Source organism: Anaerotruncus sp. AF02-27, assembly GCF_003465835.1.
Classification (GTDB): Bacteria; Bacillota; Clostridia; order Oscillospirales; family Ruminococcaceae; genus Anaerotruncus; species Anaerotruncus rubiinfantis.
In genome coordinates this window covers 21,714-34,478 of sequence record NZ_QSBX01000030.1, presented here as the reverse complement: position 1 = coordinate 34,478, position 12,765 = coordinate 21,714, and the positions used below count along the sequence as shown (strand labels likewise).

Genomic DNA, 12,765 nt, shown 5'->3' with positions numbered 1-12,765 from the left:
GGATAAAGAATGTGCATGTTATAAATCAAAAATCCTTTAGCTGGATGGTCAGGGAAAAGTCACGCAGGCCGGAGCCGGGCTCCTTGTCATATGCAATCTCCTGGATCACAGATTTCAGCATCATATTCCGCGATTGCGCGTCAGCGGCGCTGTAAGCCTCCAGAACGCTTTTAATCTTTCGGAAGGCAACTTCTCGTTTTTGACCATTCGCGCGCTCTATGGCGTCAATTTGGGCGTCCTCCTGCCTCTTGAGCAGGCTTTCTTTTTCCTGGAGCAGTTTCGAGCGCTCCACAAAGACGTCAACGGTATACACGCCCTGCTCCAGCAGGTCGTGCAAACTGTCCTTTTGCCGCTCAACGGTCGAAATCTCCTTGCGGATCACACGCAGCGTCTTTTCGAGCACGCTGGTATCTTGTGGCTGTTGGCTTTCGAGCTCAACCGCAATTTCTGCGAGATGCTGACGGAGAAACGAGAGGACCGCCTCCTCGACAAAAGCATGCTGTGTCGATGGGATGCAGCCTTTTCGCGGACAGATGAGATATGGCCTGCGAATGCGTTGGCCGCAGATTCGCCGCTGCATACTCCCGCCGCAATGGCCACACTTGACCAGACCTGCGAGCGAATTTTCGACAGTGCCTTTGTAGTAGGGCGGATGATATCTTCCGGATAAAATCTCCTGCGCGCGGGAAAAGGTGATCTCGTCGATGATGGGCGAATGAATCCCATCCGAGTAGGTCCATTGATCCGGTTTATTATACACGACGATCGTTTTAACGTTTCCGTGCGATCCCTTGCGGATCTGTTTTTTCTGGTTCCAGACGATTTTTCCGATGTAGGTGGGGTTTTTGAGGATCTTGCGGATCGACGTCCTCGCGAACCGATCGGACCGGTGCGGCTTTGCGCCGAGGTCCGAGATCGTCTCGGCGATCGTGTGGGTGCCAATCCCCTGATTGACGTACATATCAAAAATCATCCGCACAAAATAAGCCTCCTCATCGACAATTTCGAGGGATGGCATTTTATTTTTGGTGACTTTTCGGTATCCATAGGGAGCGTTTGCGATGTAGCCGCCGTCCTGGATGGTTTTCTGCAGGCCGCGATTCAGCCGGCGTTTGATCTGTTTGAGCTCCTGCCGTGCCATAAACGTTTCAAATTCGGAGTAGGTTTCGTCTAGATCGTTGTTGAGATCGTAAATTTTACGAGGAGTAATAATTTTGCAGTTGTTGCGCTTGAGCGTCTCCAGGATGATCCCCTGGTCGCTCATCGATCCGCGCCCGAGCCGGTCGATGTCCATGCAGAGCACGGCGTCGCAACCCTGATTTTCGATGTCGTTCAGGAGCCGCAGCATTTCCGGGCGGGCATAGAGCGTTTCGCCGCTTACGACCTCCTCATAAATCTCCTCGATGTCCAGGTCATTCTTGCGCGCGAATTCGAGCAGCTGCTCACGGTGCCGCTTGAGGGTCGCCTCGACGGGCTCATTCAGTTCTTCGGTGCGGGATTTTCGCAGATAAATCCTGGTTCCCACGAGGCCGGCCTCCTTGCTTTTTGGGAGATGATTTGTTATAATCGCTGCAGGCGCTGCCAGCGGCGGCGGTAGGCGGTTAAGTCTTGCCCCTGAAAGGGGGCGTTGCTTATGGAATACGGGCTAATCATCCTTGTGTTGATTTTCGCCACGGGATACATAATTGCAATAAAAAAGAAATAACCGCCCAGCGACCAAACTAGCGGTTATTTCTTAACTGTTTCTTTGGGGCGTAACCGTCTACCGGCAGCGCCTCTTTGTGTTTTTATTATAACCGCGATATTTCATTGTGTCAAGAAAACAGGATTGCCTACGCGACAAATATTTGTTATAATTGCCGCAGGCGCTGCCAGCGGCGGCGGTAGGCGGTTAAGTCTTGCCCCTGAAAGGGGGCGTTGCTTATGGAATACGGGCTAATCATCCTTGTGTTGATTTTTGCCACGGGGTACATAGTTGCAATAAAAAAGAAGTAGCCGCCCTCACGACCAAATGAAGCGGCTACTTTTAGCTTATTCACGAGGGGCGTAACCGTCTACCGGCAGCGCCTCTTTGCGTCTTTATTATAACCGCGATATGTTCCGGTGTCAAGAATGCCGCCCCGAAAGGGGCGGCTATTTTATTCTATCTCATCCCAAAAATCATTCTCATGGACGAGGATAATTTTTCCGCCTTGCTTTCGCATATTAACGGCCTGTTCAACCTTTCGCCCGTAGCACGAATATGCAAAGCACGGATTCCCATTGTTGCCAATGATAAGATAATCAATTTTGTTGCTTACTCGGTCAATATAAGCACCTCCGAGTTCCTGGACCTTTTCCGAGATATCCTTGCGGCTACAGCGGCTCGAAATGCCAGTAAAGCAAAAAACATGATCAGAAAATATTATTTCGGGACAGGTGGCGCAGATTCCGGTTAAGCAATATTTTTCCTTAAGCGCGTTGATTTCCTCGGGCTTTATCATCCCGTTCGGATCGGTCAGCGCAAAATCGGAGAAAAAAGCCTTGAGGATATCGCGCTCCTCGGAAGTGATCTTTCCGTCAGAAAGGATGCTGGTGATGAGGCTGTCAAGCTCATCGTATGGATAACTCCCCTTTAAAAAGTCGAAATCGTAAATCCAATTTTGCAGATATCCAATTTCATCATCACTTATGTATCCATCAGCGAGAGCGCCGTGCATGATCCCATGTAAAACCTGCAGAGCGATGGTTGAGGGGTCGAAAGCTTTTTCTTTTTTAAGGGCCTTATCGCAAGCCCAGCAGATATCATCAAACTCGTCCTGCGTGATTTTATTGTCCTCAAGGGCTTCCGAAACTAAATGCAAGAGGCTGTTTAACGGCTCGGGATGGTACTGTTTTTTATGACACTCCACCCAGCTTTTTAATTCACTCACTTCTTCGGGGGAAAAATAGCGATCGCACGACATCCCCTGAATCATGCCATGGAGAGTGGAAATTGCCTTTTCCATCTCATGTTGCGTTTGGAATATTCTGTACTGAGATAATTCTTTTGTAGCCATAATTTCGCCTCTGTCCATATTTTGACTTTCCTGTGTTGTCGTTTTCCGATAAAGCGGCCCCTAAGCTGTCAGCCAAATTTCACAAACAAGATGTTGCCACTCCGCTTTATCAGGCGGTCCCCTCTCTAGGGATAGCAGCTCCTTTCGTGAGCTCGGCAAGCTGGCCGAGGATCTTCCCTTGATCGCGTACTGGTAGGGCATTGTAATACTGTAAGAGCTCCAGCTCATCATCCCGCAGGGGTGATGAGCTTTTTTCTTTACCTGTGAGTAAGTAGTCAGTGCTTATGCCTAAAAAATCGCATATACACGCTATTTTGTCAGATCCGGGGTTTGTGCCGAGCTTCTTCCAATCGCCAATCGTGCGCGGTGGAATACCAGTTCCACGCGACAATTGTGCTTGAGATATCCCCCGATCCTCCATTATCTGAAATAATCTATGGCTAATTGAGATTGTAACACCCCCTGTACTGCGAAATACGTAAATACACTTGACAAGCGGTGTATTTACGTATATAATGCAATTGTACCCGTAAAATAGACGACAAAAACAAACCGAGCCGCTGCCCTACCAAAGCACAGTCGATTTGTTTTGTGATTACTGACAGGCAGCATCTCCCTTACCTTGAGGCGATCAGCACCCCAAAGGTTTATTGTCAATACCTCTGCTGTCCGCTGCCTGTCAGCTCTATTTTACTTTTTTTTGCAGGAAAAGTCAACAATTGCAAACCGCTCGAAGCCTACGCGGTTTGTCAAAATTCACGAGGAGAGCGACAAATGAAAGTATCTGTCACCATGGAAAAGCTCCAGCAGATTGTTTATTACGTCACCAATGCGCAGATCTCCCGGCTGCAGCGCGATCAGATTCATCGGGCGGTATTTGAGAGCATCCTGCTCGGCGAAATCGATATGGATGCGTTTGCGATCAGGGAGATCGCCGAGCCGCTTTCGCCGGCGCTGCGAACGGTAAACCTCGATGCTTTCCTGCGCTCCTTTGTGGACGCTGGCGAAAATCAGGGATGGTTTCGCGCAAAGGAGCTGTATCAGCACTATGTCGACTGGTGTGTCACAGGCGACCTGGAAACCGCGTCAATGTCGGCCTTCTCCACGGCGCTTGCAGCGGCCGGCGTGGTAAAGGAAAAACGCTCAGATGCAAATTATTACTACCTGCAGCGCAGCGGAGGTGATGCCGAATGATTTCGTCCGATGAGCTGCGCGGGGAGATAAAAAAACAGCTCGACATCCGGCGCTGGAATTATAATGACCTCGGAAAAGCGACCGGGTTTTCCCCGGATAGTGTCCGGGTATATATGAGTGATAATCACAAGCAGTCGGATCGCTTCGAGCGGCTCGTCTGCTGGGCGCTGGGGATCAAGCGCTCCTGATGATCTTATTATCCTACAAAAAGGAGGTTTTTGCCATGAGCGAATCCTGCAAGAATTATTACAAAATGTGCAGGGAAAATGCCGATATGACGCAGGAATATGCTGCGGGCGCGCTCGGCGTCGCCGTCCGGACACTGTCTGATTACGAAAACGACAAGCTGCCAGTGCCGGACGACATCGTTGACCGCATGTGCAGTCTGTACGACACAAATTATCTTGCCATGTGGCATTTGAAAAACAAGAGCTGCCTCGGTCGGTACCTGCCGGATATTTCAAAACCCGAGACGATCGGCGACATGATGTTTTCCTTTGCGCTGGCGCAGGAGGGTGTCGATGAGTCCTACGGCATGATCCGTAAGATCTTCCGGGACCGGGAGCTCTCTCTGGACGAGATCCCCGCGATGGAGCAGGCGCTTGCCGGCGCGCGGGAAGCGCTGAACAACCTGACATCCACGATTTTTTACGCCGAGCAGCGGCTCGAAGATACGAAACGCCGGGAGGACATGCAAAAGTAGGGATGTCCGGATCATAGGCATAATCGAGGTGAGTTTGATGCCGGAGATGTACATGGGCCGATTTTATGGATCGGTTGAGGTGGATGAGATTCACGAGCTAAATTATGGCGAGCAGGGCGTTACGCGGGTCGGCATCAAGCGGATCCAGACGACACCGGAGGAAAAAGAACGAATCAGAAATACACTGATCAGCATTGCGAAGCATGTCATTGAGACGCTGCCGGACGATCAGGAGGAGGGTAAAAATGCTGAACAAAACGGTCATGATGGGGCGGCTGACGGACAACCCAGAACTGCGTGAAACGGCGACGGGCGTAAAAGTCTGCACGTTTTCGGTTGCGGTCGAGCGCGACTACAAGGTAAACGGAGAACGAAAGGCCGACTTTTTTAATATTGTCGCTTGGCGCGGCACGGCTGAATTAATCTGCAAGTATTTCAAAAAAGGCAAGCCGATCATTTTGGAGGGACACTTTGAAAATCGATCCTACATAGGCAACGACGGAAATAAGCGGTATGTGACCGAGCTGATCGTCGATCAGGTCAACTTTGCCGGAGACAGCGCAAAGAAAAATGAGCCGCCAATGCCGGAACCGCCTCCGGAGCCACATGCCGGACAAGCATCTCCTACGCCGGACGCTGCGCCGCCGACAGACGGAAGGGATTTTGCGGAGATGACCGCCAATTCCGATGACCTGCCGTTTTGAGGAGGCGAGGATATGCAGATAATTTGTATCATCAATCTAAAGGGCGGCGTCGGAAAGACGATCAGCGCGATCAACATTGCACATGTGCTGGCGGCTGTCCATAACTGCCGGGTGCTGCTTGTCGATATGGACAAGCAGGGGAACAGCACCAAATTTTTTGGGAAACACAGCTATGACGCGCGGAGCGTTTCGGACGTGCTCACCTGGAGCACGGATATCAACACAACGATCCTGCGGACCGCCTTCGAGCGGCTGGACATCATCCCGGCCAACATGAGCCTGCTGCGCACGAACAGCTCTCTACTGATCGATACGAGCCGGTCGAGGGATTTTCGTCTCAAGCGTGCTTTGCAGACGATCGAATCCGCCTATGACTACTGCGTGATCGACTGTGCGCCGGATATCAATATTGGCGTGATCAATGCGCTCATGGCTGCCGACGATGTGCTTGTACCGGTCAAGATTGATAAATTTGCCTTTGACGGCCTGCAGGAGCTGGTCGAGCAGATCGACGACGTGCGCGAAAGCAATGAGCGGCTGCGCTTTGCGGGATGTTTTTTCACGATGTTCCAGCGCAACAACGTGAGCGTGCAGGGGGACGAGTGGCTGCGCGCGGAGCGGCAGTTTCCGGTATTCTCCACGCGGATCCGCAACACGGTCAAAGTGACGGAGTCCACCTATGCCGGGCGGCCGTTGCTCGAATACTCCAAAAACTGCACGGCTGCAAAAGATTATGTCGCTCTGGTGGACGAATACCTGGGCGAACTGGAGGAATGACAGCATGGGAAAATTCAGTATCCGCGAGATGATGAATGAGTCCGCGCCGCCAGCGGAAAACGCCGCGATAGAGTCTGTGGATGTTTCGACGCCGTCGGTCCGGACGATCGAGCAGGTGACGGTCGAGATCAATTTTTATAAGCAGCAGACCGTCCAAAATATCATTGAGATTGGAAAACGGCTCATTGAGGCGAAATCTATGCTCCAGCATGGGGAATGGTCGGGATGGTTGCAAGATCATGTTGAATTGACACAATCTACGGCAAACCGATTCATGCAACTTGCACGAGAATTTTCAAATTCCGCACCGGTGCGGAATTTGAATTACTCGCAAATGCTTGCACTGATACAGATACCGGCTGAGGAACGGGAGCAATTTTTAGCCGAGTCCCATTTGGTCAACGGTCGGCCGAAAACGGTCGATGAGATGAGCAAACGGGAGCTTGAGCAGGCGATCCGCGAGCGTGACGAGGCAAAAAAGGCTGCAAACGAGGCGCGGGAAACCGCCGAACAGGAGCGCAAGCGGGCCGATGCAAATAAACGAGAGGCGCAGAATAAAGATGTGCTGTATTCAAAAACGGTCGACAAGCTCGAAAAACAACAGGATCTCATCCAAACGCTCGAGCGAAAAGTAAAGGATTTGGAAGCGCGGCCTGTTGAAGTGGCCGTCCAGGAGATCGATGAGGCTGAGAGGGAGCGGATCCGTGAGGAGCTGCGCGCCGAACTTACCTCGAATCAATCGAGGATCGCGCGGATAGAATTCCCGGATCCAGTCTTTTGCGTGGGTGATACGGATCCGCTGCCTTCTATGCAGAGCTTTGCCGTAGACGAGGAGATCACGCTCGGAGCTGGAAACGCATTTATCGATGCTCTACAGGCCGCTTATGCCAATTTTGAGACGGTCGCAATGATATCCGATCCCCAAAACATAGCCGAGACGCTTTCGGTATGCCTGTCCGCGACCGAGAACATGTTGGACAAACTGCGCAGTTTACAGGCTCGCGTCGATAATGTGCGGTTATCACTCGACGATGAATTGCCGGAGGAGGATTGATGATGATCGTACCGCAAGAATTTGAAGTTTTTCCTTCCCGCGGAAAAACTTTATCGGATGAGGACAGGAAACAACTTTATCAGATATTTAATTCATCTATTGATATCTTTTTAGAATCGGACAACACGGATATGGACGGAGGCGAAGAAGATGCTGTTTAGCGGAATCGAGTGCGATATATGTGGCGCGACAATCGGATACAACGGGATTGTGGGAAAAAAGTATCTTATATTATTCGCGCGAGAAAAAGGATGGACTATTGGAAAATACCACAAATGTCCGCAGTGCAACAAGAAATCCAAAGACGGAGGCGAAGAAGATGCGGCTGATTGATGCACTCAGGCAGTGGATTGTAACGGCTTTGCTTTTCTGGCCGATCGGGCTGATCGGCAGCGCGGAAATGGGGAGAATGTCAATACGAGCATTGTTGCCCGCGTTATTGGCATGGCTTTTTGCCTGCTGTGGTTTTTGGCTTCTCTTGCTTTTTTGCCGACGATGGCGGCGTTACATACTTTTTGCAGAAAAAGAAAGACGCCTGCAGGCTGGCACCCACAAGCGTCTCCGGGATAATCCCTATAATCACTGTAACAAAAAAATACCACAAAAAAGTCGAATTGTCAATGAAGGGAGCAGATGAAATGAGTAAATTATTTGGGAAAATGGCGAAAGATAAGGTTACGGGCTTTCAGGGGGTTGTGACCGGAAAACTAAAATGGATGTATGGCTGTACACAGTATTGCCTTACCCCAAAAGTAGACAAGGATGGAAAGCTGGTTTCCGGCGAGTGGTTCGACGAGGGGCGGCTTGAGATCCTGAAAGACAGCATCCGTCCGGAGGAAGTAGTGGCCGAGAAAAACGGCTGTGACCTCCGGAACATGCCTGCGGCGAGGTGATTTAAATGATGGACATTATGCTTGCATATTTTATTGTGGGAATTGCGACTGCGAGTGGGGTATCCCTCGTATTTTTCATTATTCATTTGGCTGCGAGGATATTTTCTGTTTTTTTTAGGACTACATACAAAAGTAAAATAAAACTGCCAAAAGAGGAACGGCACTTTTGGGGGCGCGAAAGATGATTTTTGAGATCGTCCGCAACGGTCGGGTAGTTTGCTGGACAAGCGATCCGCAGTTGATCGACGATCGGGAGAGGTTGGAGCAGCTGATTAGCGGCGGGCACACTTTGCGATTGGACGGCCGCGAGGTCAGCATCGACAAAGCGCTGCGAATTCGCCGGATGGAGCCGCGAAAAGGAGACGGATAAAATGCCGCAAAAAAAGAGACAACTTGCGATTATTGACAGTGTGCAAATAAGCCCCGGCCGCGGAAGGGCGGCCGGGCAAACCATTTGTGAACTGCAGATGATTATAACGATCGGGGAGGAGCGCGGACAGAGAATCGTCAAGCGGTATTACTTTGATCGCGATTTGCCGGATGCGCTCAAGCAGGATTTTCTCCGGCTGGGAATGCTGGCGTCCGAAATAGGAGATTTAGAGCGGTCAAGGAGCGAGCTTGTCGGTCGGATCGCGCGGCTCGCCCTCGTAACGGACGAGGATGGTAAACTGCGGATCTTCGTCGAGGACTACATCGGATCGGACGATCCGCAGAAATATTACCCGCAGAAAAGATAGATGATCGGATGTGATTTCGTGTTCGACCGGGTACCGGACAAATTAAAGTCGATGCGGCAGTGGGTTTGCCACAAATTTCCTAATAAAGCCCCGTTATGCCCGTTTGTAAGTGAGCGCGGCGGGCTTAAATTCGCATCCTGCAGTAATTCAAGCACGTGGGGATCGTTTGACGATGCGATAAAGCAAGTCAAAGCGGGGCGTGCTGTGGGCATTGGCTTCCAGCTGGCAGATGGGATTGTTGGGATCGACATCGATCACTGCGTCGACGGCGGTGAGATCTCTGAGATTGCCGCCGAGATCATCGAGCAGCTGCAAAGCTATACCGAGATATCACCGTCCGGGACAGGCATCCATATTTTTTGCGAGGGGAAGCTGCCAGGCGGCGGCCGAAAGGATCCACTGCGTGGGCTGGAGATGTACGATTCGTCCCGGTATTTTACCGTAACCGGCAATGCATACCTGGACGCCAACGGAAATGCCTATCCGCTGCGTGATTGCTCCGCAGATCTGGCGGATCTGTACAAAAAATATTTTGACGATACGCCGCCCGAGCAGACAAAGCTCGGACGAAAGCCTGCTCCCGCTTCGCAGGAGCAAACTACCTCAAAATCGGCGAGTTCTCCGCAGTCTGTTCGGGAGCTCAGCGATCAGGATATCCTCGAAATTGCGTTTAAATCTGAGGGCGGAGATAAGTTTAGGCGACTTTACGAGGGTACATACTCGGCGGGCGAAGTGCCTGCCAAAAAGGACGGATCAGTAGATCTATCCAGTGTGGATTTTGCCCTAGTCAATCATTTGGCTTTTTGGTTTAACTGCGACGCCGACCGGATCGACCGCGTCTTTCGTTCCTCCAGGATTTTTCGCAAGAAATGGGACCGGTCGGTCGGAGGAGGAAAAACTTACGGACAATACACGATCGAGAGGGCCTGTAAAGGCAAAACACAAACCTTTGTGCCATATGACCGATCAGCGCAGATGCCTAAGCGGGCGGAGGTCCCGCTTCCGGATCCACCCCCCTCTCCCCGAAAGACGGAAAGCGAAGCGGTCTCCTCAATGCTCCCAGATATTGAGGATCTGGACATTAAGCCAAACACCGCAAAATACACATATGATGATACCGGGAATGCGCATCGCTTCCGGGATGCTTTTTACAAGGATCTGCGGTATAATCACGTCGATAAAGTCTGGTACTGCTGGGACGGGCAGCGATGGGGGGAGGATCAGACTGGCGAAGTAAAGCGCCGGGCTGATCTGCTGATCGAGCGCATGGAAGATGAGGCGAAAAAAAAGGATGAGGAGTTTAGTGTGCCAATGCTCAAACTGGTAAAACGGACGCGCAGCTCAAAGGCAAAGGAATCTATGATTCGGGAGGCGCAGCATCTTGAGGGTATTCCCGTATTGCCGAAAGCCTTTGACCGATTTAAGGATGCGATCAACGTGCAAAATGGGATCGTCGAGCTCAAGACTGGTCGTATCCGGCCGCATAAGCGCGAGCTTATGCTTTCCATGATCGCCGATGTCACCTATGATCCAGACGCAAAGTGCCCCCGCTGGATGTCGTTTCTCGACGAGATTACGCAGGGCGATCCGGAGGAACAGCTTTATTTGCAGCGGATGGTTGGGTATTGCCTAACCGGCTCGACAGCTGAGCAATGCGTCTTTTTCCTTTATGGCAACGGTAAAAATGGCAAGAGCACCTTCCTCGACACCATCAGCTCGATCATGGGAGATTATGCAAAAAACAGCGAGGCCGACACGGTTATGTATAAGGACAAAGGCGGACGCGGGGCAAGCTCGGACGTCGCCCGGCTAAAGGGCGCACGCCTGGTCACGACATCGGAACCGAAGGAAGGCTGCCGCCTGGATGAGGCGATGGTAAAGCAGATGACCGGTGGCGAAAAGGTTACGGCCCGAATGCTCTACCGGGCGGAGATCGAATTTAAGCCGGAGTTTAAAATCCTCATGGGGACGAACGTCAAGCCGATCATCAAGGGCAGCGACGGCGGAATTTGGCGGCGCGTCCGGATGATCCCTTTTACCGCGCAGATCCCGCCCGAGAAGGTGGACCGCCAATTGTCAGACAAGCTCAAGGCCGAGAAGTCCGGCATATTTAATTGGGCGCTGCAGGGCGCGATCGATTGGTATAAACAAGGATTTCCGCGCTGCTCACGGGTCGATTGGGCCAATGAGGAGTATCGGAGCGAAATGGATCGGATGAAACAGTTTGTGGATGATTGCCTGGTACAGTCGACAGGGAGCTCCCTACAGGCGTCGGTCGTTTTTGACGTCTATCGGCGCTGGTGCGAACAGAATGGGGAGCGATACCCTATGAGCATGAGCAAATTTTCGATGGAGATGCAGGACCGTCAAGGCTTCCGTAAGCAAAAAACCTCCCGTTTTAACGAGTATTTAGGAGTGGACTTCTCCGACATCGGCCGCCAGATAGCCCTCATGGATTCCCCGCCTCCCCGCCGCTGATGGAGGGTATGGAAACATGGAACGTTTTTCCGAAACTTTTTTTCTGTAAAAAAAATGACAATAGAAAAGTTTTGGGAAATGCCTCCAAGCCTCCATACCTTCCATTTATCAGCCAAACATGCAGGTTTGCAGTTTTACCTCACTTCCATAACCCTCCACTACCCTCCACTTTTTCTTTAATAAAAGGTTAAGAAAGAATGAATAAATTATTAATCAACAGGTTTTCAACAGAAAAACAACGCTTTCTGTTGAAAGTGCCTCCACTTTGCTTCCACTTTTCTTTTGGCATCAGCTTACTTGCCCTTTACATCACCCACAAAGGAGGCTTTTCTTTTGACTCAAGAAGAAAAAATAGAGAAATTGCGAAAATATGTCGTCAGGATGGGGAGCCTGACGAGGAAATGCAAGGAGGCCGATCTTTGGGACAGTATGGCAGAGGGCAAAGGCGGGAGCGTGCTGCGAGCCGGCGCGCGTTCCGGCGGCCCAGACACGATTAAGGAGACGGCAATCCAGATCCGCCGCGAGTGCGAAGCGCTGGCGGCGGAGGTCGCCGAGCTTCGCAGAGAGCTGGCGCAGGCGCTAGACCGTATGCAGGATGACCAAAAGCGCGAGCTTTTGGAGAAGAAATACATCGAGGGTAAGAGTAACGCGCAGCTGTCAGCAGAGTACGGTCGCTGCGAGCGGACGATCCGGCGGCAGATTACAGGTGCGATCCGGGAGCTTGATCGTCAAAGCGGCTTCTTTTGCGAGTGAGGTGTCCGGAAATGTCCGCGAATGTCCGAGAATGTCCGCAAATGTCCTCTTGAAAGCCGAACCATTATTGACGTATAATAACCCTAGAGAGATGTGCTCGCAAGGGCGCGTCTCTTTTTTTATGCCCTAGTTTCCAATTTGGCGTAGTTTCGAGTGCGGGGGAAGGATTCAAATAAGGCCGCGGGGGTTTTCCACAACCATTTCACGGCGGGCCGCTGCGAAAGGGGTTTTCCACAGAAAACGAGGGATTAATCCTCGAAAAAGGTTATCCTGATGCGGGTTTAAGGTACTTCCGGGGCTGTACCCCGGGTGCGGGCGCTTGCGAGCCCATAGAACACCTGAATTAAAAAAGGAGATTCTCACTCGAAAGTTTGAGAGCCTTGCGAGCGGCCCTTTTAGCACCGAATTTTGTGCAAAAGGACGGAACCGCCGAT

17 protein-coding genes are annotated in these 12,765 nt (G+C 51.3%); 14 read left to right on the top strand and 3 right to left on the bottom strand.

Annotated elements, in window-relative coordinates:
* Nucleotides 1-25: 25 nt before the first annotated feature.
* The 3 genes from DWV16_RS16155 to DWV16_RS19895 all read right to left on the bottom strand — a co-directional run bounded on the left by DWV16_RS16155 (nt 26) and on the right by DWV16_RS19895 (nt 3,462).
* The gene (locus tag DWV16_RS16155) at nt 26-1,525 is read right to left on the bottom strand and encodes a recombinase family protein (protein WP_118480311.1); all 1,500 of its coding nucleotides are present in this window, start codon (nt 1,523-1,525) and stop codon (nt 26-28) included.
* Between the two features lie 613 nt (nt 1,526-2,138).
* Nucleotides 2,139-3,056: a BRCT domain-containing protein gene (locus DWV16_RS16150; protein ID WP_118480309.1), complete on the bottom strand. Its 918-nt coding sequence runs from the start codon at nt 3,054-3,056 to the stop codon at nt 2,139-2,141.
* 91 nt (nt 3,057-3,147) lie between these two features.
* On the bottom strand, nt 3,148-3,462 hold the full coding sequence (locus tag DWV16_RS19895) for a helix-turn-helix domain-containing protein (protein WP_370219353.1): 315 nt from the start codon (nt 3,460-3,462) through the stop codon (nt 3,148-3,150).
* A 350-nt stretch (nt 3,463-3,812) separates the two neighbouring features.
* On the opposite strand from DWV16_RS19895, the gene DWV16_RS16140 reads away from it, so the two are divergent.
* The 14 genes from DWV16_RS16140 to DWV16_RS16075 all read left to right on the top strand — a co-directional run bounded on the left by DWV16_RS16140 (nt 3,813) and on the right by DWV16_RS16075 (nt 12,331).
* Nucleotides 3,813-4,232 carry a hypothetical protein gene (locus DWV16_RS16140; protein ID WP_118480307.1) on the top strand — a complete coding sequence of 140 codons (420 nt, stop codon included), beginning with the start codon at nt 3,813-3,815 and terminating at the stop codon, nt 4,230-4,232.
* Nucleotides 4,229-4,420 (top strand): hypothetical protein, encoded by a 192-nt coding sequence (locus tag DWV16_RS16135; RefSeq protein WP_118480305.1) that lies wholly within the window; start codon nt 4,229-4,231, stop codon nt 4,418-4,420. Before DWV16_RS16140 ends, DWV16_RS16135 begins: the two co-directional genes overlap by 4 nt.
* 35 nt (nt 4,421-4,455) lie before the next feature.
* Nucleotides 4,456-4,935 (top strand): helix-turn-helix transcriptional regulator, encoded by a 480-nt coding sequence (locus tag DWV16_RS16130; RefSeq protein ID WP_158572947.1) that lies wholly within the window; start codon nt 4,456-4,458, stop codon nt 4,933-4,935.
* Nucleotides 4,936-4,987: 52 nt separating this feature from the next.
* Entirely contained in the window at nt 4,988-5,236 is a 249-nt protein-coding gene (locus tag DWV16_RS16125; protein WP_147349483.1) for a hypothetical protein, read from the top strand.
* Nucleotides 5,181-5,639 (top strand): single-stranded DNA-binding protein, encoded by a 459-nt coding sequence (locus DWV16_RS16120; RefSeq protein ID WP_118480299.1) that lies wholly within the window; start codon nt 5,181-5,183, stop codon nt 5,637-5,639. The genes DWV16_RS16125 and DWV16_RS16120 overlap by 56 nt, the downstream gene beginning before the upstream one ends.
* Before the next feature lie 12 nt (nt 5,640-5,651).
* On the top strand, nt 5,652-6,416 hold the full coding sequence (locus DWV16_RS16115; RefSeq protein WP_118480297.1) for a ParA family protein: 765 nt from the start codon (nt 5,652-5,654) through the stop codon (nt 6,414-6,416).
* 4 nt (nt 6,417-6,420) lie between these two features.
* Entirely contained in the window at nt 6,421-7,470 is a 1,050-nt protein-coding gene (locus DWV16_RS16110; protein WP_158572946.1) for a DUF3102 domain-containing protein, read from the top strand.
* Complete coding sequence (locus DWV16_RS19150; protein WP_158572945.1) at nt 7,470-7,631, top strand: hypothetical protein; 162 nt, start codon at nt 7,470-7,472, stop codon at nt 7,629-7,631. Before DWV16_RS16110 ends, DWV16_RS19150 begins: the two co-directional genes overlap by 1 nt.
* A gap of 158 nt (nt 7,632-7,789) precedes the next feature.
* On the top strand, nt 7,790-8,107 hold the full coding sequence (locus DWV16_RS16100; RefSeq protein ID WP_118480291.1) for a hypothetical protein: 318 nt from the start codon (nt 7,790-7,792) through the stop codon (nt 8,105-8,107).
* 1 nt (nt 8,108) lies between these two features.
* The gene (locus DWV16_RS16095; RefSeq protein ID WP_118480288.1) at nt 8,109-8,363 is read left to right on the top strand and encodes a hypothetical protein; all 255 of its coding nucleotides are present in this window, start codon (nt 8,109-8,111) and stop codon (nt 8,361-8,363) included.
* A 181-nt stretch (nt 8,364-8,544) separates the two neighbouring features.
* The gene (locus tag DWV16_RS16090) at nt 8,545-8,733 is read left to right on the top strand and encodes a hypothetical protein (RefSeq protein ID WP_118480287.1); all 189 of its coding nucleotides are present in this window, start codon (nt 8,545-8,547) and stop codon (nt 8,731-8,733) included.
* Between the two features lies 1 nt (nt 8,734).
* A complete protein-coding gene (locus DWV16_RS16085) occupies nt 8,735-9,100 on the top strand; it encodes a hypothetical protein (protein ID WP_118480286.1) in 366 nt (121 codons plus the stop codon).
* Between the two features lie 204 nt (nt 9,101-9,304).
* Nucleotides 9,305-11,578, top strand: coding sequence for a phage/plasmid primase, P4 family (locus DWV16_RS16080; protein WP_158572944.1), 2,274 nt, complete (start codon nt 9,305-9,307; stop codon nt 11,576-11,578).
* Between the two features lie 333 nt (nt 11,579-11,911).
* Nucleotides 11,912-12,331: a DUF1492 domain-containing protein gene (locus DWV16_RS16075; RefSeq protein ID WP_118480284.1), complete on the top strand. Its 420-nt coding sequence runs from the start codon at nt 11,912-11,914 to the stop codon at nt 12,329-12,331.
* Nucleotides 12,332-12,765 lie beyond the last annotated feature (434 nt).

What these genes read in the sequence shown, in the direction of transcription:
- DWV16_RS16150 (WP_118480309.1), bottom strand. Translation starts at nt 3,056, where the DNA reads ATGGACAGAGGCGAAATTATGGCTACAAAAGAATTATCTCAGTACAGA.
- DWV16_RS16140 (WP_118480307.1), top strand. Translation starts at nt 3,813, where the DNA reads ATGAAAGTATCTGTCACCATGGAAAAGCTCCAGCAGATTGTTTATTAC.
- DWV16_RS16135 (WP_118480305.1), top strand. Translation starts at nt 4,229, where the DNA reads ATGATTTCGTCCGATGAGCTGCGCGGGGAGATAAAAAAACAGCTCGAC.
- DWV16_RS16130 (WP_158572947.1), top strand. Translation starts at nt 4,456, where the DNA reads ATGAGCGAATCCTGCAAGAATTATTACAAAATGTGCAGGGAAAATGCC.
- DWV16_RS16125 (WP_147349483.1), top strand. Translation starts at nt 4,988, where the DNA reads ATGGGCCGATTTTATGGATCGGTTGAGGTGGATGAGATTCACGAGCTA.
- DWV16_RS16120 (WP_118480299.1), top strand. Translation starts at nt 5,181, where the DNA reads ATGCTGAACAAAACGGTCATGATGGGGCGGCTGACGGACAACCCAGAA.
- DWV16_RS16115 (WP_118480297.1), top strand. Translation starts at nt 5,652, where the DNA reads ATGCAGATAATTTGTATCATCAATCTAAAGGGCGGCGTCGGAAAGACG.
- DWV16_RS16110 (WP_158572946.1), top strand. Translation starts at nt 6,421, where the DNA reads ATGGGAAAATTCAGTATCCGCGAGATGATGAATGAGTCCGCGCCGCCA.
- DWV16_RS19150 (WP_158572945.1), top strand. Translation starts at nt 7,470, where the DNA reads ATGATGATCGTACCGCAAGAATTTGAAGTTTTTCCTTCCCGCGGAAAA.
- DWV16_RS16100 (WP_118480291.1), top strand. Translation starts at nt 7,790, where the DNA reads ATGCGGCTGATTGATGCACTCAGGCAGTGGATTGTAACGGCTTTGCTT.
- DWV16_RS16095 (WP_118480288.1), top strand. Translation starts at nt 8,109, where the DNA reads ATGAGTAAATTATTTGGGAAAATGGCGAAAGATAAGGTTACGGGCTTT.
- DWV16_RS16090 (WP_118480287.1), top strand. Translation starts at nt 8,545, where the DNA reads ATGATTTTTGAGATCGTCCGCAACGGTCGGGTAGTTTGCTGGACAAGC.
- DWV16_RS16085 (WP_118480286.1), top strand. Translation starts at nt 8,735, where the DNA reads ATGCCGCAAAAAAAGAGACAACTTGCGATTATTGACAGTGTGCAAATA.